The sequence below is a fragment of the Glycomyces sp. NPDC049804 genome (assembly GCF_040674615.1).
Taxonomy (GTDB): domain Bacteria; phylum Actinomycetota; class Actinomycetes; order Mycobacteriales; family Micromonosporaceae; genus Glycomyces; species Glycomyces niveus.
This window is the reverse complement of record NZ_JBFAMQ010000010.1, coordinates 71,768-90,540: the sequence shown is the minus strand read 5'-3', so window position 1 is coordinate 90,540 and position 18,773 is coordinate 71,768. Positions and strand designations below refer to the sequence as shown.

Genomic DNA, 18,773 nt, shown 5'->3' with positions numbered 1-18,773 from the left:
GAATCGGCGATCCGTATAATTCGCCCAGCGGGCGCGCGCCCTCGGCCGCGCCATTTCTCTATCGAAAGCAGCAAATGCCTTACAGGATTCAGGAATCCGCGCAAGTCGACCCGACGGCGAGCGTCGGCGACGGCTCCGCGGTCTGGGAGCTGGCGCAGATCCGCGAGGGCGCGAGCCTCGGCAGGGACTGCGTCGTCGGCCGCGGCGCCTACATCGGCGCCGGCGTGCGCATCGGCGACAACGTCAAGATACAGAACCTCGCCCTGGTCTACGAGCCTGCGACACTCGCCGACGGCGTCTTCGTGGGCCCCGCCGCGGTGTTCACGAACGACCACCAGCCGCGCGCGGTCGCCCCCGACGGCACGCCCAAGCGCGCGGCCGACTGGAAGCCGGTCGGCGTCGACGTCGCCGAGGGCGCGTCGATCGGGGCCCGCGCGGTGTGCGTGGCGCCGGTGCGGGTCGGCCGCTGGGCGATGGTCGCCGCCGGGGCCGTCGTCACGAAGGACGTGCCCGATTTCGCGCTCGTCATGGGCGTCCCGGCCCGGCAGGCGGGCTGGGTGGGCCGCGCGGGCGCGCGGCTCGAGGAGGACGGGCAGGGCCGCTGGCGCTGCCCCGAGACCGGTGCGGTGTACCGGGAGTCGGGCGGCGCGCTGTCCGAGGGCGAGGAGGAGTCGTGAAGGTCGTCAGCATCGTCGGGGCGAGGCCCCAGCTGGTGAAGCTCGGCGCGGTCGCGCAGGCGTTCGCGGGCACGGACCACGAGCATGTCGTCGTGCACACCGGGCAGCATTACGACCCGGAGCTGTCGGACGTGTTCTTCGCCGAGTTCGGCATCCCCGCGCCCGACTACCACCTGGGGATCGGCTCGGGCGGGCACGGCGCGCAGACCGGCGCGATGCTCGCCGCGATCGACCCGGTCCTGGACGGCGAGCGCCCCGACTGGGTCCTCGTCTACGGCGACACCAACTCGACGATCGCGGGGGCGCTCTCGGCGGTCAAGCAGCACCTGCCGGTGGCGCACCTGGAGGCGGGGCTGCGCTCGTTCAACCGGCGCATGCCCGAGGAGCACAACCGGGTCCTCACCGACCACTGCGCGGACCTGCTGCTCGCACCGACCGAGGAGGCCGTGCGGCACCTCGCGGCCGAGGGGCTCGCGGCGCGGGCCGTGAACGTCGGCGACGTCATGGTCGACGTGTGCCACCGCACGCGCGACGCGGTGCTCGCCGCGGGGCTGCGGCCCGAGCTCGGGGTCGACCCGGACGAGCCGTTCCTGGTGGCGACGCTGCACCGGGCCGAGAACACCGACGACCCGGAGCTCCTCGCGGCCCTGCTGGAGTCGATGGCGGGCCTGCCGGTGCCGGTGGCGCTGCTGGCGCACCCGCGGCTGCGCGCGAAGGCGGACCAGTTCGGGCTCAAGCTCACGCAGGGCTCGCTGGCGGCGGCGAAGCCGCTGCCGTACCGGGAGCTCGTGGCGGCCGTGCTGGCCTCCGCGGGGGTGCTCACCGACTCCGGCGGCCTGCAGAAGGAGGCGTACCTGCTGGGGCGCCCGTGCACGACGCTGCGCACGGAGACCGAGTGGGTCGAGACCTTGGAGGACGGCTGGAACGCGCTCGTGCCGCGGCCCGACCGCCTGCCGGTCGCGGAGTGGCACGCCCTCGCGGTGCGGGCGGCCCCGAGCGAGCGGCGCGGTGAGCCGTACGGGGACGGGCACGCCGGCGCCGCGGTCGTCGCCGCGCTGGAAGCGCACTTGCGCTGAGCCGCAGTACGAAGGAGGCCCCGCCGTCACCGGCGGGGCCTCCTCGCGTTCGCGGTCCTGTCGTGTGCACCAGGGAGCGGCGGTATCCGAGTCCGTCGGTTCGCCCGCAAGGCGGAAGGCCCTCCCGGTACCGGGGTGGTATCGGGAGGGCCGACGACGCGGCGAGCGGGCGAACGGGCCGGATGGCGACCGGCTGACGCACCGGACCGGCCCTAGGCGCGTTCGGCGAGCGGGGTCGGCGTCATGCCCAGCAGTTCCTCGTAGAGGCGCTGGTAGTGGACGGCCTGGCGCTCCCACGTGTACTCGGCCATGAGCGCCTCGTCCTGGTAGGAGACCCGGTAGGCGTCGGGGTCGACCAGGACCTTCTCGATGGCGGCGACGAGGCTGCCGAGGTCGCCGGAGGTGAAGACCTCGCCGTTGCCGAGGCGGCGGACCTCGGCGGCCATGGTCTTCACGTCGGAGACGACGAGCGGCAGTCTCGCGTGGCTGTACTCGAAGAACTTGTTGGGCAGCGCGATCTCGTGGTTGATCGGGCCGGTCTCCATCGGGTGGATGCCCATGTCCGCGGTCGACAGGTAGCGCGGCAGGTCGGCGTACGCGACGTAGTCGAGCCAGTGGAGGCGGTCGTCGATGCCGTACTCCTCGCCGAGCGCGACGAGCGACTTGAAGTACGGGTCGTTCGGCCGGCTCGTCAGGAACGCGACGTGCAGCTCGGGGATGAGCCGGGCGGCCTCGATGATCGTCTCGATCTTGCGTTCCGGTGCGACCCAGCCGGAGTAGACGGCGAGCGGCGTCTCGGCGTCGAGCCCGCACGTGGCGCGCACGTTCCCGGGGTCGGGCCGGGAGGCGTCGGCGGCGAGCGGCGCGTTGAGGACCACCGTGGGCAGCCGAGGGAGCCCGTGGCGCTCCTGCAGCAGTTCGGCGAGCGGCCCCGAGACGGTGACGACCGCGTCGGCGTAGGGCATGTAGCGGCGCTCGTACCGGGTCATCCCCTCGAGGCGGTTCGCCGGGAGCGAGTCGCAGCCGGGCACGAACTCGTGGGCGTCGTAGAGGAACTTCACGTCGCTCCCCTTGCGGCGCATGGCGAGCACCGCGCGGGCGCACAGGCCCACCGGGATCATGTCGTGGGCGTGCACGAGGTCCGGTTCGAGCCGCATGATCTCGGGGCGCAGGGCCGCCTCGATGCGGATCGCGTCGAAGTCGAGCTTGCGCCAGACGCGGTCGCCGAGGAGCATGACCCACCAGCGGCGCGAGAGCCGGTCGAGGAACCGGTCGTCGTCCTCGAGGGACCGGGCGCGGGCGCGGGTCTGGTCGATGCGGCGGCCGATCCAGAACCGCTGCACCTTGCGGCCGAGCCGCCGGGCCGGGCGCGGGACGCGCAGCAGGCCGTCGCGGCCGCCGCGCCCGGCCTCGTCGCGGCTCGCCTCGAGCTCGATCCGCTCGACCTTGATGCGGGTCTGGCGGTGGTTGGCGCGCAGCGAACTCGGGTACGCGAGCGGGTACCGCAGCCGCGAGAGCCGGTTGCGCAGGCTCTTGGGGGCGTTCATCTTCGGCACCTGGATCTTGTGGTACTCGACGTCGCCCTGGCGGTAGTGCTGGTGCTTGGTGGTGGTGAGGCCGACGAGGTGGACCTCCCAGCCGTGCTCGGCCATGGACTGCGCGGACTTCTGCACCCGCGAGTCGCCGTCGATCTGGTTGGCGACGACCATGACGACGCGCCCGGGCGCGCCCTCCGGCCGGGGGCCCAGCGGCCCGGTGTTGCGCGTCCCGGCGGCGCCGCTCATGCGCCGAGCACCAGGTGCCGGACGCCCTGCCAGCGCTCGGGGTCGGTGACGCGCCGCCCGTCGAGCAGCACCCGCGCCTCCGGGAAGTCCTCAGAGGACAATCCACGGTACTCGGCGTGGTCGGCCTGGACGACGACGGCCGTGACCGCCTCGCCGCGGTGCGCGGGCAGGCCCTCGCGCTCGAGCTCCTCCACCGAGTACATCGGGTCGGACACGAACGGCACGGCGCCCTTGGCGCGCAGCGACGCCACCAACGGGAACACGCCCGAGAACGCCGTCTCCTTCACCGCGCCCCGGTAGGCCGCGCCGAGCACGAGCACGCTCGCGCCCGCCAGGTCGCCGTAAGCGGCGGCGAGCACGTCGACCGCATAGGACGGCATGGCCGCGTTCGCCTCGCGGGCCGCGCGCACCACCGTCGCCTCAGGGTCGTTCCACAGGTACATCTGCGGGTAGATCGGGATGCAGTGCCCGCCGACCGCGATGCCCGGCCGGTGGATGTGGCTGTACGGCTGCGAATTGCACGCCTCGATGACCTTCATGACATCGAGCCCCTGCTTGTCCGCGAAACGCGCGAACTGGTTCGCCAGGCCGATGTTCACGTCCCGGTACGTCGTCTCGGCGAGCTTCGCCATCTCCGAGGCCTCGGCCGAACCGAGGTCCCACACGCCGTTCGCCCGCGGCAGGTCCTCGCGCTCGTCGAAGTCGAGCACCGACTCGTAGAACGCCACCCCGGCCTTCGCCGACGACTCGTCCACGCCGCCCACGAGCTTCGGGTACCGGCGCAGGTCCGCGAACACGCGGCCCGTCAGCACCCGCTCGGGACTGAACACCAGCGGGAAGTCCACCCCCGCGCGCAGGCCCGAACCGGCCTCCAGCATCGGCGCCCAGCGCCCCCGCGTGGTCCCCACCGGCAGCGTCGTCTCGTACGACACCAGCGTCCCCGGGCGCAGGCCCGCCGCCACGGCCTTCGTCGCCGCGTCCATCCACCCGAAGTCGGGCGTGCCGTCCGCGTCCACGAACAGCGGCACGACGATCACGACCGCCTCCGACTCGGCCACGGCCGCCGTCGTGTCGGTGGTGGCCCGCAGCGTCCCGTCCGCGACCGCCGCCGCCAGGAGCTCCTCCAGGCGGTGCTCGCCCGGGAACGGCTCGCGCCCGGCGTTCACCGCCTCCACCACGGCCGGGTTCACGTCGGCCCCGACGACCTTGTGGCCCTTGGACGCGAACTGGACCGCAAGCGGCAGCCCGATCTTGCCCAGGGCGACCACGCAGATGTTCATGTGATCCATTCTCTCGATAGCGATGTCAAATGCCGGCGGGCGCGGCGTCGGCCAGCGCCACCGTCGAACCGGTCTCGGCCGACAGCAGCATCTGCTCGGAGACCTCCACGGTCGCCAGCCCCTGCCGCAGCCCCACGATGTCGGACTCCAGGCCCAGCACCGCGTCCCGGAAGTGCTCGTGCTCGACCAGCAGCGGCTCGCGCTTGCGGATCGCGTACCGCACCATGTCCCCTTCGGACACGCCGCGGAACGCCCGCAGGGCCTCCCACTCAGTGTCGACCACGCCGTTGGCGTAGAACGTCAGGTCCGCGGTGAGCGTGTCGGCGATGAAGCAGCCCTTGTCGCCCGTGACGACCGCCGTGCGCTCCTTGAACGGGCTCAACCAGTTCACCGAGTGGTTCGCGATCGCCCCGCCCGACAGGCGCCCGATCGCCGACACCAGGTCCTCGTGCTCGCGCCCCGACCGCGACACCGTGCTCGCCGCGATCGACCGGTACGACTGGCCCGTCACCCACGAGGTGAGGTCGATGTCGTGCGTCGCCAGGTCCTTCACGACCCCCACATCCGCGATGCGGTGCGGGAACGGCCCCTGGCGGCGGGTGACGACCTGCAGGATCTCCCCCAGCTCGCCCGCCTCGAGCCGCTCGCGCAGCGACATGATCGCCGGGTTGCACCGCTCGATGTGCCCGACCCCGCCCACGAGGCCCCGCGACTCGAACGCCTCCGCGAGGCGGCGCGCCGCCTCCGTCGTGTGCGCCAGCGGCTTCTCGACGAGCGCGTGCACGCCCGCCTCGGCCAGCGCCAGGCCCACCGGCTCGTGGTACGCCGTCGGGCACGCCACGACCGCGTAGTCCAGGCCGAGCGCGATCAGCTCCTCCACGGTGGCCACCAGCTTCGCCCCCGACGGCACGGCGGAGCCGTCCGCGACCGGGTCGGCGATGCCCACCAGGTCGACCCCGTCGAGGCCGCCCAGGACGCGGGCGTGGTTGCGGCCCATGGCCCCCAGGCCGATCAGGCCCGCTCGCAGCGTGCTCACAGCCGCCCCTCCAGTCCGGTCAGCGCCGCGGCGATCCGCTCGAGGTCGAGGTCCGTCAGCGACGGGTGGATCGGCACCGACAGCACCTCCGCCGCGGCCCGGTCCGTCTCCGGCAGGTCCGCGCTCAGGTGCGCGTACGGCGCGAGCCGGTGGATCGGCGTCGGGTAGTACACCGCCGACCCCACGCCCGCCTCCGACAAGAGCGCCTGCGCGCGGTCGCGGCCTTCGGGGATGCGCACCGTGTACTGGTGGTAGACGTGCCGCGCGCCGTCGGCGACCGGCGGGGCGACGACCGCGGTGAGCCCCTTGAGGGCCGCGTCGAGCCGCGCCGCGTTGCCCCGCCGCGTCTCGGTCCAGCCCTCCAGCTGCCCCAGCTGGACCCGGCCGATCGCGGCGGCCACGTCGGTCATGCGCATGTTCGCGCCCACGATCTCGTTCTGGTAGCGCGTCTCCATGCCCTGGTTGCGCAGCAGCCGCAGCGTGCGCGCGAGCGCGGCGTCGTCCGTGGAGACCATGCCGCCTTCGAGGGCGTGCATGTTCTTCGTCGGATAGAAGCTGAACGTGCCGGTCGTCCCGAAGGCGCCGACCGGCTTCCCGTCGACGGCCGCGCCGTGGGCCTGGCAGGCGTCCTCGATGACCGCGAGCGAGTGCCGCCGCGCGATGGCGGTCAGCGCCGTCATGTCGGCGGGGTTGCCGTACAGGTGGACCGGCATGATCGCGGCGGTCGCGGGGCCGACGAGCGCTTCGACCGCGGCCGGGTCGAGGTTGAAGCTCGCCGGGTCGATGTCGGCGAACACGGGCTCGGCGCCGACGAGGCGGACGGCGTTCGCGCTGGCGGCGAAGGAGAAGGAGGGGACGATGACCTCGTCGCCGGGGCCGATGCCCATGGCGAGGAGCGCGAGCTGGAGCGCGGAGGTGCCGGAGTTGACCGCGACGCAGTGGGCGGTGCCGGCGACGGCGGTGAAGCCCGCTTCGAACGCGGCGACCTCCGGTCCCTGGACGACCATCCCGCTGCGGAGCACCGCGACGGCCGCTTCGATCTCGGCTTCGCCGATGTGGGGCCGGGCCGGGGGGATGACCCCGAGTTCACTTGGCATCGGATCGCGCCTCTTCCTGTCGACGACGGCGTCTTTCGCTCCGTTATCTTTGCCAGGCGAGGGTTACATCGGGGGGAACGCCACCAGAAAAACCCGTGGCACGTGAATGTCGCGGCGGTGGCGACGGTCCATGAAGGATGTTCAACGGCAAGGTTCGGCACCGCGTGTCACGCGGCGGGAGGCCTTGGCGCGGTGCGGCAGACGGGTCGCTCAGGGCCGCTTGTCGGCGTTGAGGGCGTCGCGGGCGAACTTCACCGACTCGTAGAGGTCTTCGGCGCGCCGCGTGCGGTTGCCGCTCTTGCGGGTGCTCACTTCGACGGTGATGGAGCCGTCCCAGTCGGAGGCGCCGAGGGAGCCGAGCAGTTCGGCGCACGGCTGCGTGCCGCGCCCGGGGACGAGGTGCTGGTCGGCGCCCGGTTCGGTGCCGTCGCAGAGGTGGATGTGGCGCAGGCCCTTGCCCATCCGCTCGGCCATGGCGATCGCGTCGGCGCCGGAGGCGGCGCAGTGGGAGAGGTCGAGGGTGTAGGAGTCGTAGCCGTGCCGGGTGGGGTCCCAGTGGGGCCGGTAGGGCACGAGCTTGCGCTTGCCGAGCTTGAGCGGGAACATGTTCTCGACCGCGATGGTCACGTGCGGGTAGCGGGCGCGCAGCCCGTCGAGGACGGTGGAGAACTTCGCGGCGTAGTCCTTCTGCCAGGAGAACGGCGGGTGGATCACGACGACGGGCGAGTCGAGGTACTCGGCGGCCTGCACGGAGCGGCGCAGCCGCGTCCACGGGTCGGCGCTCCACACCCGCTGGGTGACGAGGAGGCAGGGGGCGTGGACGGCGCCGATCTTGACGCCGTAGTGCTTGGCGAGGCTGGCCGCGGCCGCCGGGTCCTGGGAGACCCGGTCGGTGAAGACCATCAGCTCGACCCCGTCGTAGCCGAGCTCGGCGGCGAGCTCGAAGCCCACGGCGGTGGGCTCCGGGTAGACGGAGGTGGTCGACAGCAGAACCGGGACGGACTGGGTCACGAAGTCCAGGGTACGCCGTATGCCCGATCGCGGTCGCGCGTCCCGTTCGAGACGAGTCCGGGCGGGTACCTTGGTGGGATGACCGACGAGGTGGCGCAGGACTTCGACCGCGAATGGGTGGAGTTCCTCGATCCCGACGACCCCGAGACGATGGTCCGGGCCGATCTCACCTGGCTGCTGTCGCGCTGGGGGTGCGTGTTCGGGAAGCATCCGAGCGAGGGCGGCTGCCCCGGCATCGAGGCGGACCAGCCCGCCGACGGCTGCTGCCTGCACGGGGCGTTCTACACCGACGAGGACGACATCAAGCGCACGCGGCAGATCGTGAAGAAGCTGACGCCGGAGACATGGCAGCTGCACCGGCGCTGGAAGGACACGATCGTCGACGACACCCTCGAGAACGAGGACGGCGAGGAGGAGCCGGCGAAGAAGACCGCGGTCGTCGACGGCGCGTGCGTCTTCCACAACCGCGAGGGCTTCCCGGCGGGCGCGGGGTGCGCGCTGCACCAGCAGGCGATGCGCGACGGCGTCCACCCGATGGCGTACAAGCCCGAGGTGTGCTGGCAGCTGCCGGTGAAGCGGGACTTCAAGACCGAGCACCGGGCGGACGGCACGGACGTGTCGGTCACGCTCATCACCGAGTTCGACCGGGCCTCGTGGGGCCCGGGCGGGCACGACTTCGACTGGTGGTGCACCGCCTCGCCGACCGCGCACACGGCGGCGGAGCCCGTATACCTCTCTTATGCGGTGGAGCTGACCGAGCTGCTCGGCCCGGCGGCGTACGAGAAGCTCGCGGACCTGTGCGACGCGCGCGCGAAGCTGGGCCTGGTCGCGCCGCATCCGGCGACGGTCAAGGCCGCGACGGCGCTGGGGATGCCCGTCCGCCTCTGAGACGCCGCGTGAGGTCCCGCGCGCCCGGCGCGGCGGCCGGTTGTGAGCCTGTTCTCGCATCGAAGGCCGGTGCGTGTCGGACAACCGTGCGAGCGAGTAAATTCACGGCAACATCCGGGAAAACGGACATCGTCGCGATGCTAAAATCCACCGCGACCCGGGGCCGTCGGTTTCCGGCGCCTCCCGGCCGCCCCTGATCTCGCGACGCACCGGCCCGACCGCACCCGCGGGCCGTCCCAGGCGGCGACTCGCCGCCCCACCGAGCAACCGTACGAGGCCTCCGGCCGCTCCAGTCCGGCCGGGCCGCACACCAGAGGAGGACTTGACTTGTCGAGTCACGGAGACAGCCGGCGCCCGGGGACCACCGCGGTGATCCTGGCGGGCGGCACCGGCCAGCGGGTCGGGCTGAGCATCCCCAAGCAGCTCATCAAGATCGCCGGCAAGCCCGTGATCCTGCACACTCTCGAGGCGTTCGAGGCGGCCGCCGAGGTCGACGACATCCTCGTGCTCATGGCCGAGGGGTACATCGACGAGGTCAAGGCCATGATCGCCAAGGCCGGGCTGCAGAAGGTCGCCGACGTCATCCCCGGCGGCTCCACCCGCTCCGACTCGACCAAGGCCGCCATCGCGCACGTCGAGGCCCGCCCCGACGCCGACGAGCGCCACCGCCTCGTCTTCCACGACGCGGTCCGCCCGCTCATCTCGCGCCGGGTCATCGCCGAGACCGTCGCCGCGCTCGACCGCTACGACGCGGTCGACGTCGCCATCCCGTCCTCCGACACCGTGATCGTCACCCGCACGCACGGCGACGACGGCGAGTTCATCACCGACGTGCCCGAGCGGGCGCGCCTGCGCCGCGGCCAGACCCCGCAGGCGTTCACCCTCGCGACCATCCGCGCCGCCTACCAGGCCGCCGACAAGGACCCGCAGTTCGAGGCCACCGACGACTGCTCCGTGGTCCTCAAGTACCTGCCGAGCGTCCCGATCCACGTCGTCGCCGGCGACGAGTGGAACATGAAGGTCACCCAGCCGGTCGACCTGTACATCGCCGACAAGCTGTTCCAGCTCGCCTCGACCGCGGTGCCGTCCCCGGACGACGCCTCGTACCGGGAGCGGCTGACGGGGAAGACCCTCGTGGTCTTCGGCGGCTCGTACGGCATCGGCGCCGACCTCGCCGACCTCGCCGAGTCCTACGGCGCGGACGTGTTCCGCTTCGGCCGCTCGACCACCGGCACCCACGTCGAGGACCCCGCCGAGGTCGAGGCGGCCCTGAAGACCGCGCACGGCGAGACCGGCCGCGTCGACTACGTCGTCAACACCGCCGGCATCCTCCAGATCGGACGGCTGAACGAGACCTCGCAGGAGGACATCGACCAGACGTTCAAGGTCAACTACCTCGCGCCCGTGCAGATCGCCCGCGCCGCCTACCCGTACCTGGCCGCCACCCAGGGCCAGCTGCTGCTGTACACCTCCTCGAGCTACACGCGGGGGCGCCGCGACTACAGCCTCTACTCGTCCACGAAGGCCGCCATGGTGAACCTCACCCAGGCCCTCGCCGAGGAGTGGAGCGACGACGGCGTGCAGGTCAACTGCGTCAACCCCGAGCGCACCGCGACCCCGATGCGCACCAAGGCGTTCGGCTCGGAGAACCCGGACACGCTGCTGGCCTCCGAGACCGTGGCCCGCACCTCGCTCGACGTGCTGCTCTCGGCGCTCAACGGCGCCGTGATCGACGTGCGCAAGGACGACCCGACGACCGGCGGCTTCGAGCAGGCCATCGCCCGGGTCCTCGACACCGGCATCGAATAGCCCGACCGCTGCGGCCCGGCGCGGCCAAGCGCCGGGCCGCAGCGACCTCCAGCCAGACAGGAACCGACCAGCCCATGTCAATGCGCGCACTGTGGAACAGCCCCGCGGTCCAGGAGGCCGGGCGAGCCGGGCTCGGACTCACCGTCCTCATGCTGCTCACGTACCCGGCGATGCTCATCGCCGCGCTCGTGCCCTCCCCGGCCGCGTTCGCCGCCGCGCTCGTCGTCAGCTACGCCACCGACATCGTGCTCCACAGCCGCTACCAGGACCTCATCGTCCGGCTGCGGCAGCTGCGCTTCGGCATCTCGAACCGGTTCCTCGTCCGCGAACTCCTCGTCATCCTGCTGGTCAGCCGCCTCGCCGGGTCGCACGGCCTGAGCTACCGGGCGGTCCTGCTCGCCACGCTCGCGTTCGTGGCGCTCGTCGCCGTCCAGGTCCTCCACGGCGGCCTCACCGCGATGGTCCGCAAGACCCGGTCGCTGCCGTTCGCGGCCCGCAACATCGACCTGTCGACCCTGAAGATCTCCGACGCGCCGCCGCCGTGGCTGGAGAACCGCGCGGGCGAGAAGGTCCTGCACACCGACGTGCCGCTCGTCATCGGCCTCGTCGTCTCCTCGTTCACCCTCACGAACACGCCCGGGTACCTCGGCGCGGCCGTCACGTTCGCGCTCGCCCTCGGCTACCTCGCGGTGCTCAGCGTCTGGGCGGGCCCGTACCACCAGGTGCCGAGCCCGGGCCGGGCCATGAAGTGGCTGAACCAGTGGCTCACCGAGGGCTACCGGCCCACGGTCGCGCTCTCGTTCTCCGGCACGAGGGACGCGACCTACCAGGTCAACATGTGGCTCGAGACGCTCGAGCGCATGGAAGGCGAACGGCCCCTGGTGATCCTGCGCGAGATGCACTCCATGCCCGACCTCGCGCGCACCACCGTCCCGGTCCTCGTCGTGCCCAGCGCCGTGGACCTCATGAACATGGACTTCTCCACGGTGCGCGTCGCGCTCTACCCCGCGCACGTGGGCAAGAACCTGCACCTGCTGCGGGTCCCGACCATGAAGCACGCCTTCATCGGGCACGGCGACAGCGACAAGGTCGCCTCCATCAACCCGTTCGGCAAGGCCTACGACGAGCTGTGGACGGCCGGGAAGGCCGGGCGCGACCGCTGGGCCCTCGCCGACGTCGGCGTCCGCGACGAGGACGTCGTCGAAGTGGGCCGCCCTCAGCTCGACGTGATCGCGACCGAGCCGCCGGGCCGCGACCTCCCCACGGTGCTGTACGCCCCGACCTGGGAGAACTGGACCGACGAGCCGGGCACGACTTCCGTGATCGTCCAGGGCGAGATCATCGTCAAGGCGCTGCTCGAGGCCGACCCGCCCGTGCGCGTCGTCTACAAGCCGCACCCGTTCACCGGCACCCGCTCGGCCAAGGCCCGCGCCGCCGACCTGCGCATCAAGGCCCTCATCGAGGCCGCGAACCTGGCTTCCGGGGCCGTCCCGACCGCCGAGGTCCCGCCGCCGCCGGGCCAGGTCGACACCGACGCCGCCGGTCTCAAATGGACGGATGCGGCCGCGTCGCGCGACGCCGTCGCCTCTCCTGAGCACGTCGCCGCCGAACGCGACGCCGCCCGCGCCTGGAACACCGCGTACTGGGCCGCCCAGCCCGCGAACCGGCACCTCGTCGTCACCGGCTCCCAGCCGAACGTCTTCGACTGCTTCAACGAGGCCGACGCGCTCGTCTCCGACATCTCCAGCGTCGTCTCCGACTTCATCGCCAGCGGCAAGCCCTACGCCGTGGTCGACTCCGCCGGCGTCGGCGAGAAGGCCTTCAAGGCCGCCAACACCGCCGTCCGCGCCGCCTACATCCTCGACCCGAAGGCCGAAGGCCTCGACGAGCTCCTCGCCGCCGTCCGCGACCCCGAGCGCGACCCGCTCAAGGCCGAGCGGACCGAGCTCAAGACCTACCTCCTCGGCCCTGCGGAGCCCTCCTCGCAGGAGCGGTTCAACGCCGCCTCCCGCGACCTCGCCCGCCGCGCCGAGCAGCGCAACCGCGCCCAGGACGGCGACACCCCGGCCGACGAGGAGCCGGTGAGCCACGACGCCGAGACCGCCACCGCCCCGGCCACCGAGATCATCGCGCCCGACCCGGCCCCGGCCGAGACCAGCATCGACTAGGACGGCCGTGAACCTGCTCCGCAAGCTCCTGTCCCGCACCGCGACCACCGGCCTCGCCGCCGCCGCGCTCGCGGCCGCGCTCCTCCCGTGGGACTGGACCGCCTGGGCCGCATGGGCGTGCGCGACCGCCGCCCTCGTCCTCGCGTGGCGGGCGCACCCCGAGCTCGGCCCCGACCGGGACCGGTTCGCGCGCGGCGTCGCCATCGCGGCCCTCGGCGTGCTCGCGGCGCAGCAGGGCGCGGTTCCGGCCGCGATCGCCGCGGGCGCGCTCCTCGTCGTCGTCGGCTTCGAACCGCTGCTCGCCGTCGCCGTCGCCACCGGGCACATGACCACCGCGAACCTCGCCGTCCAGCGCGACCGGGCCTGGTTCACGCCGCGCGTCACCGGCGAGGCGATCAGCGCCGGCGGCGGCGTGCTCGCGCTCGCGGCCGCCGGGTCGATCATCACCGGGTCGGCCGGGCCGCTGTGGATCGCGGCGGCCGCCGCGCTCGCCACCGCCGGCACCGCCGCCGCGGGCGCGGCCGGGGCCCTGCTGCACCGCCGCCGCTCCGCGCACGCCGGGGACGGAGCCGTCATCGCGGCCCTCGAAGCGCTCGAGCCGGCGTTCATCGTCCACTTCTCCGGCCCGCCCGGATCGGTCTACCAGCTCGACATGTGGCTGCCCTACCTCGACCGGCTCGGCGACCCGTACGCCATCGTCGCCCGCGAGAAGGTCCACCTCGAGGAGCTGCGCGCCCGCACCGAGGCGCCGATCATCGTCGCCCCCTCCATGTCCGAGCTCGAACGGCTCCTCGTGCCCGGCGTCAAGGCCGCGTTCTACGTCAACGGCTCCGCGCTCAACACGCACCTCGTGCGGTTCGGGCACCTCAAGCACCTGCAGCTGTTCCACGGCGAGTCCGACAAGGCCTCGAGCTTCAACAAGGTCACCGCGATCTACGACGCCGTGTTCGTCGCCGGGCAGGCCGCCGTCGACCGCTACCGCGCCCACGGCCTCGACCTCGACTTCCGCAAGGTCGGCCGCCCCCAGCTCGCCGCCGTCGCCACCGGCCCCCGCACCGCCTCCGGCCCGCGCCCCGTCCTCCTCTACGCCCCCACCTGGACCGGGCTCACCAGCGAATTCGACTACTCCTCCCTCGCCATCGGCAAGCGGATCGTCGAAGAGGCCCTGCGCCGCGACCTCGCCGTCATCATGCGCGCCCACCCCTACACGCGGTTCAACCTCGCCGCCGCCCGCCGCCTCGACGAGATCGAACGCCTCCTCGCCGACGACGCCGAACGCACCGGCCGCGCCCACCTGTGGGGCACCCAGGCCACCGGCCCCAGCCTCGTCGACTGCGTCAACGCCGCCGACATCGCCGTCTGCGACGTCTCCGGCGTCGCCACCGACTGGATCGCCTCCGACCGGCCCTTCGCCGTGACCGACATGGCCGGACTCGGCGAACGCTTCCCCGACGAGGCCTGGATCGCCAAGGGCGCCTACCGCATCGACCGCGACGCCGCCAACCTCGCCGCCGTCTTCGACGAACTCCTCCACACCGATTCGAAGGCCCCCCAGCGCAAGGAGACCCGCGAGTACTTCCTCGGCGCGACCACCGGCGACGCCGCCGTCGAGCACTTCATCGCCGAAGCCCGCCGCGCCTACCGCGGCTAGCGCGCGGCCACCACCGCATATAGACCGTCTTCATTAGGCAGCCGGCGACCCCCGGACCAGGCCGAACTCCAAGTCACCCGGAAGAAATGCAACCTTCCGGGGGTGCTCGCGCGTATGCTCCTTAGGCCCCGCGATCCCGCAGGCCGCGAGCAACCGTACGGGAGAGTCGTGAGACCGCCAGTCGTGTCAGTGATCATGCCGGTGCACAACGCCATGCCATACCTGCACAAGGGACTGTCCTCCGTCACCAGCCAGACCATCGGGGTGCGTAACCTCGAGCTCATCGCCATCGACGACGGCTCCACCGACGGCAGCGGCGAGGCCCTCGACGCCTTCGCAGCCGAGCACCCCGGCCTCGTCCAAGTGCACCACCAGGAAGCCAGCGGCACCCCGAGCGCCCCCCGCAACCGCGGCATCGACCTCGCCCGCGGCGAATACGTGTTCTTCCTCGACGCCGACGACTACCTCGCCGACCGCGGCCTCGAACACATGGTCGCCATGGCCGAGGAGCACCAGTCCGACGTCGTCCTCGGCAAAGTCGTGGGCCACGGCGGCCGCGGCGCGCCGCGCTCGATGTTCCACCACGACCAGCCCCGCGCCGACCTCTACACCTCCCGCGTGTACTGGACGCTCGGCCCCTGGAAGCTCTTCTGCCGCAGCCTCCTCGAAGACCACCACGTCCGCTTCCCCGTCGACCGGCGCACCGGCGAGGACCAGGTGTTCACCTTCCTCGCCTACTTCCACGCCCGCAACATCTCGGTCGTCGCGAGCCACGACTGCTACCACATCGTGCAGCGCGACGACGGCGGCAACCTCACCAGCGGCGGCATGAGACTCCCCGCGCACCGCGAATTCAACTGGCAGACCACCCTCGAACTCATGGCCGACCTCGTCGGCGCCACCGTCCCCGCCGGACCCGGCCGCGACCACCTCATGAAACGCCACTGGGAGGTCGAGGGCGCCAACGAACTCGCCCGCCTCCTGCGCCTGCGCACACCCGAGGAGCAGCAGCGCCACTTCGAGAAACTCCGCGACCTCCTCGAACGCTGGTACACCCCCGGCACCGCCGCCAGACTCCACCCTGACCTGCGCCTCGCCTACCACCTCATCCTCACCGCCGGCCTCGACGACGTCCTCGAAGCCCGCCGCCGCAAGGACGACATGGACCTCACCGGCGCCGCCGGCCGCCTCTGGGCCGCCCTCCCCGGCCGCGGCCCCGACGCCCTCGCCAAAGGCGACACCACCACCGGCCCCTGGGTCGAGGTCACCGACGGCGTCCCCGTCATGCAATGGCTCGACGACGCCGCCGCCCGCGGCACCCGCCTCCACCTGCGCGGCACCGGACGCCTCGACGGCGTCCCCTCCGACCGCCTCACCCTCCACCTGGAACTCGCCCACACCGGCACGGGCGAGACCCACCGCGTCCCCGCCCCCCACGAGGACGGCAAGTTCACCGCCGAATTCGACCTCTGCGACGCGATCGGCCCGCTCGACGACGCCGACGGCGTCTGGGAGGTGCGCCTCAACGTCGCCGTCGGCGGCTACGAGACCACCGTCCCGTACGGGGTCCGGCTCGGCGGCCCCATGCGCCGCTACCGGCGCCTGCGCGTCCACCTCATGCCGCGCTGGCGTGGCCGGTTCGGGCGCGTGCGGGCGGAGCTGGGGTTCGGTCCGGACGGTGCGCTGCAGCTGCGCTGCGGCGACCGGGCGGTCCCGGTGCTGCGCGGCATCGCGCGGCGGCTGCGCGCCACTGGCGAGTCGCCCCACCAGGTCTGATCAGGCAATTCCGGTTATCATCGATAGCCGCCCCCGCCACCCCCCAACGAGGAAAGTACGGAGCCAGGAAGCCCACATGGCCACACCCATCGTCTCAGTCGTCATTCCCGTGCACAATGCGATGCCGTACCTGCTCAAGGGCATCGAGTCGCTGCTGGGCCAGTCCATCGGCAAGGACCGCCTCGAGGTCATCGCGGTGGACGACGGCTCGACCGACGGCAGCGGGGAGGCCCTGGACAAGTTCGCCGCCTCCGAGCCCGACTGCGTGCGGGTCGTGCACCAGGAGGCGAGCGGGACGCCGAGCGTGCCGCGCAACCGGGGCATCGAGCTGGCGCGCGGGAAGTACGTGTTCTTCCTCGACGCGGACGACTACCTCGGGGTCGAGGCGCTCGAGCGCATGGTCGAGATGGCCGAGGAGAACGAGTCGGACGTCGTGCTCGGCAAGCTCGTGAGCGTGAACGGCCGGGGCGTGGCACGCTCCATGTTCGAGCGGGACATGCCGAGCGCGGACCTGTACTCGACGCGCGTGTACTGGAACCTGCCGTGCCTGAAGCTGTTCCGCCGGTCCATGCTGGAGGAGCACGGGCTGCGGTTCCCCACGGACCGGCGGTTCATCGAGGACCTGCTGTTCACGATCCAGGCGTACTACCACGCGCGCAACATCTCCGTGGTGGGCGACTACGACTGCTACTACGTGGTGCTGCGCGAGGACGGCGGCAACCTCACCAGCGGCGGCATGAAGGCCCCCGAGCACTTCCAGCAGTCCGAGGGCACGCACCTGCAACTGCTCGTCGACCTCGTCGGCGACCTGGTGCCGGCGGGGCCGAAGCAGGACTACCTGATGCGCCGCCACTGGGAGGTCGAGGGGCTCAACGAGATCCGCCGCCTGCTCAAGGACCCCACGGACGAGTCGCGGCGGCTGCGGTTCGAGGCGCTGCGCGACCTGGTGCTGCGCCGGTACACGCCGGGCGCGGGCGCGAACCTGCCCGTGGTGCGGCGCGTGTACTACGAGCTCATCATCGAAGACCGGCTCGACGACCTGATGCGGCTGCTGCGCGAGCCCGCCGACCTGGTGTTCGCCGGGCGCGGCGACCGCGTGTACGCGACGCTGCGCGGCTACGAGGACGCCGTCGCGCCCGAGCCGGGCCCGTGGCTCGACCTGAGCGAGTCGCTGGAGGTCCGCCACTGGTTCAAGGGCGTCCGGTTCACGCCCGAGGCGCTGCGCATCGAGGGCACCGGCCGCATCGCGCCGATCCCGTCCGACCTCATCGGGGTGCGGCTCGAGGCGGTCCACTCGGCGACCGGCGAGGTCGTCGCGGTCGACGTGGCGCATGAGGACGGGCATTTCACGGCCGAGTTCGACCGGGCCGCGCTCCTCGCGCACGGCAAGGGCGCGTGGCGGTTCGAGGTCGTGGTCACCGTCGGCGAGACCGAGCGGCGGGCCCCGTTCGGCGGTCGCCTCGGCGGCGGCCTGCAGGGCAAGACCCGGCCGCGCCCCGCGGCCGTGGCGGGCGGGCGCCGCCTCGTGTTGGACTACGCCAAGGGCGCGAACCAGCTGCAGGTGAACGTGGAGGCGCGGTTCACCGCGCGGCGCATCGTGAAGTCGGCGGCGCGCCGGGCGGGCCTGGGCCGCGTGAAGGCCCGGCTCGCGAAGCCGCGGCAGCAGCCGAGCGGCGTGCAGGCCGTGCGGGTCGCCCGGCCGATCTAGGGCCGGTCCGGTGCGTCAGACCGGTCGCCATCCGGCCCGTTCGCCCGCTCGCCACGTTGTAGGCCCTCCCGACACCACCCCGGTACCGGGAGGGCCTTCCGCCTCGCGAGCGAACCGACGGATTCGGATACCGCCGCCCCCTGATGCACCGGACCGGCGCTAGACGGACGCCGCCGCGGGAGGCCGGAGCCCCCCGCGGCGGGCCGCTACGCGTTCAGCTCGGCGTAGTACGCCTGGCAGGCGTCCCACGTCGGGAGCAGTCCCTGGGCCTCGGCTTCGGCCAAGGTCGGGGCGGCGGCGTCCTTGTCGGACAGCAGCGGCTCGAACCCGGACGGCCATTCGATCCCGATCGCGGGGTCGAGCGGGTTGACGCCGTGCTCGCGTTCGGGCGCATACCCTTCCGAGCACAGGTAGACCACGGTGGCGTCGTCGGTGAGCGCCATGAAGCCGTGCCCGAGCCCCTCGGACAGGTACACCGAGTGGTGGTCCTGGTCGTCCAGGCGCACCAGCTCCCACTGCCCGAAGGTCGGCGAGCCGACCCGGATGTCCACGATGAGGTCGAGGATCGCGCCGCGCACGCACTTGACGTACTTGGCCTGGCTCGGCGGGACGTCCGCGAAGTGGATGCCGCGCAGCGTCCCCTTGCTGGAGACCGAGCAGTTGGCCTGGACCAGGTCGAGCTTGTGGCCGACCGCCTCGGCGAAGGCGGGCGCCTTGAACCACTCGTGGAAGGAGCCGCGGCTGTCGCCGAAGACCTTGGGTTCGAAGACCCAGGCGCCGGGGATGTCAAGCTGTCGCATGTGGAGTCACTT

Annotated in this window: 14 protein-coding genes; 8 read left to right on the top strand and 6 right to left on the bottom strand. The window is 72.4% G+C overall.

Annotation, left to right across the window (positions count from 1 at the left end; genetic code table 11):
- The first annotated feature begins 74 nt into the window (after positions 1 to 74).
- Together AB0K52_RS17065 and wecB are read left to right on the top strand one after the other, a co-directional pair.
- The gene (locus AB0K52_RS17065) at positions 75 to 677 is read left to right on the top strand and encodes an acyltransferase (protein WP_363532795.1); all 603 of its coding nucleotides are present in this window, start codon (positions 75 to 77) and stop codon (positions 675 to 677) included.
- Positions 674 to 1,753, top strand: a complete 1,080-nt coding sequence (gene wecB / locus AB0K52_RS17060; RefSeq protein ID WP_363532793.1) for a UDP-N-acetylglucosamine 2-epimerase (non-hydrolyzing) — start codon at positions 674 to 676, stop codon at positions 1,751 to 1,753. Before AB0K52_RS17065 ends, wecB begins: the two co-directional genes overlap by 4 nt.
- Positions 1,754 to 1,965: 212 nt before the next feature.
- On the opposite strand, the gene AB0K52_RS17055 is transcribed toward wecB, so the two are convergent.
- From AB0K52_RS17055 to AB0K52_RS17035, 5 genes are all read right to left on the bottom strand, one after another.
- Positions 1,966 to 3,537, bottom strand: coding sequence for a glycosyltransferase family 4 protein (locus tag AB0K52_RS17055; RefSeq protein ID WP_363532790.1), 1,572 nt, complete (start codon positions 3,535 to 3,537; stop codon positions 1,966 to 1,968).
- A complete protein-coding gene (locus AB0K52_RS17050) occupies positions 3,534 to 4,817 on the bottom strand; it encodes a nucleotide sugar dehydrogenase (RefSeq protein WP_363532783.1) in 1,284 nt (427 codons plus the stop codon). Before AB0K52_RS17050 ends, AB0K52_RS17055 begins: the two co-directional genes overlap by 4 nt.
- A 25-nt stretch (positions 4,818 to 4,842) precedes the next feature.
- Positions 4,843 to 5,853, bottom strand: a complete 1,011-nt coding sequence (locus tag AB0K52_RS17045; protein ID WP_363532781.1) for a Gfo/Idh/MocA family oxidoreductase — start codon at positions 5,851 to 5,853, stop codon at positions 4,843 to 4,845.
- Positions 5,850 to 6,950 (bottom strand): DegT/DnrJ/EryC1/StrS family aminotransferase, encoded by a 1,101-nt coding sequence (locus tag AB0K52_RS17040; protein WP_363532778.1) that lies wholly within the window; start codon positions 6,948 to 6,950, stop codon positions 5,850 to 5,852. The genes AB0K52_RS17045 and AB0K52_RS17040 overlap by 4 nt, the downstream gene beginning before the upstream one ends.
- Positions 6,951 to 7,160: 210 nt before the next feature.
- Positions 7,161 to 7,961 carry a sugar phosphate isomerase/epimerase gene (locus AB0K52_RS17035; protein WP_363532775.1) on the bottom strand — a complete coding sequence of 267 codons (801 nt, stop codon included), beginning with the start codon at positions 7,959 to 7,961 and terminating at the stop codon, positions 7,161 to 7,163.
- A 78-nt stretch (positions 7,962 to 8,039) separates the two neighbouring features.
- On the opposite strand from AB0K52_RS17035, the gene AB0K52_RS17030 reads away from it, so the two are divergent.
- The 6 genes from AB0K52_RS17030 to AB0K52_RS17005 all read left to right on the top strand — a co-directional run bounded on the left by AB0K52_RS17030 (position 8,040) and on the right by AB0K52_RS17005 (position 17,961).
- Positions 8,040 to 8,849: a hypothetical protein gene (locus AB0K52_RS17030; RefSeq protein WP_363532772.1), complete on the top strand. Its 810-nt coding sequence runs from the start codon at positions 8,040 to 8,042 to the stop codon at positions 8,847 to 8,849.
- A 327-nt stretch (positions 8,850 to 9,176) separates the two neighbouring features.
- Positions 9,177 to 10,658, top strand: coding sequence for a bifunctional cytidylyltransferase/SDR family oxidoreductase (locus AB0K52_RS17025; RefSeq protein WP_363532769.1), 1,482 nt, complete (start codon positions 9,177 to 9,179; stop codon positions 10,656 to 10,658).
- A 74-nt stretch (positions 10,659 to 10,732) separates the two neighbouring features.
- The gene (locus AB0K52_RS17020) at positions 10,733 to 12,826 is read left to right on the top strand and encodes a hypothetical protein (RefSeq protein WP_363532766.1); all 2,094 of its coding nucleotides are present in this window, start codon (positions 10,733 to 10,735) and stop codon (positions 12,824 to 12,826) included.
- Positions 12,827 to 12,833: 7 nt separating this feature from the next.
- Positions 12,834 to 14,477 carry a CDP-glycerol glycerophosphotransferase family protein gene (locus AB0K52_RS17015; protein ID WP_363532763.1) on the top strand — a complete coding sequence of 548 codons (1,644 nt, stop codon included), beginning with the start codon at positions 12,834 to 12,836 and terminating at the stop codon, positions 14,475 to 14,477.
- A gap of 183 nt (positions 14,478 to 14,660) precedes the next feature.
- Positions 14,661 to 16,253 carry a glycosyltransferase family A protein gene (locus AB0K52_RS17010; protein ID WP_363532760.1) on the top strand — a complete coding sequence of 531 codons (1,593 nt, stop codon included), beginning with the start codon at positions 14,661 to 14,663 and terminating at the stop codon, positions 16,251 to 16,253.
- Between the two features lie 76 nt (positions 16,254 to 16,329).
- A complete protein-coding gene (locus tag AB0K52_RS17005) occupies positions 16,330 to 17,961 on the top strand; it encodes a glycosyltransferase (protein ID WP_363532757.1) in 1,632 nt (543 codons plus the stop codon).
- A gap of 206 nt (positions 17,962 to 18,167) precedes the next feature.
- On the opposite strand, the gene rfbC is transcribed toward AB0K52_RS17005, so the two are convergent.
- Positions 18,168 to 18,761, bottom strand: coding sequence for a dTDP-4-dehydrorhamnose 3,5-epimerase (rfbC, locus tag AB0K52_RS17000; protein ID WP_208496967.1), 594 nt, complete (start codon positions 18,759 to 18,761; stop codon positions 18,168 to 18,170).
- Positions 18,762 to 18,773 lie beyond the last annotated feature (12 nt).

What these genes read in the sequence shown, in the direction of transcription:
- AB0K52_RS17065 (WP_363532795.1), top strand. Translation starts at nt 75, where the DNA reads ATGCCTTACAGGATTCAGGAATCCGCGCAAGTCGACCCGACGGCGAGC.
- AB0K52_RS17055 (WP_363532790.1), bottom strand. Translation starts at nt 3,537, where the DNA reads ATGAGCGGCGCCGCCGGGACGCGCAACACCGGGCCGCTGGGCCCCCGG.
- AB0K52_RS17050 (WP_363532783.1), bottom strand. Translation starts at nt 4,817, where the DNA reads ATGAACATCTGCGTGGTCGCCCTGGGCAAGATCGGGCTGCCGCTTGCG.
- AB0K52_RS17040 (WP_363532778.1), bottom strand. Translation starts at nt 6,950, where the DNA reads ATGCCAAGTGAACTCGGGGTCATCCCCCCGGCCCGGCCCCACATCGGC.
- AB0K52_RS17030 (WP_363532772.1), top strand. Translation starts at nt 8,040, where the DNA reads ATGACCGACGAGGTGGCGCAGGACTTCGACCGCGAATGGGTGGAGTTC.
- AB0K52_RS17020 (WP_363532766.1), top strand. Translation starts at nt 10,733, where the DNA reads ATGTCAATGCGCGCACTGTGGAACAGCCCCGCGGTCCAGGAGGCCGGG.
- AB0K52_RS17005 (WP_363532757.1), top strand. Translation starts at nt 16,330, where the DNA reads ATGGCCACACCCATCGTCTCAGTCGTCATTCCCGTGCACAATGCGATG.
- rfbC (WP_208496967.1), bottom strand. Translation starts at nt 18,761, where the DNA reads ATGCGACAGCTTGACATCCCCGGCGCCTGGGTCTTCGAACCCAAGGTC.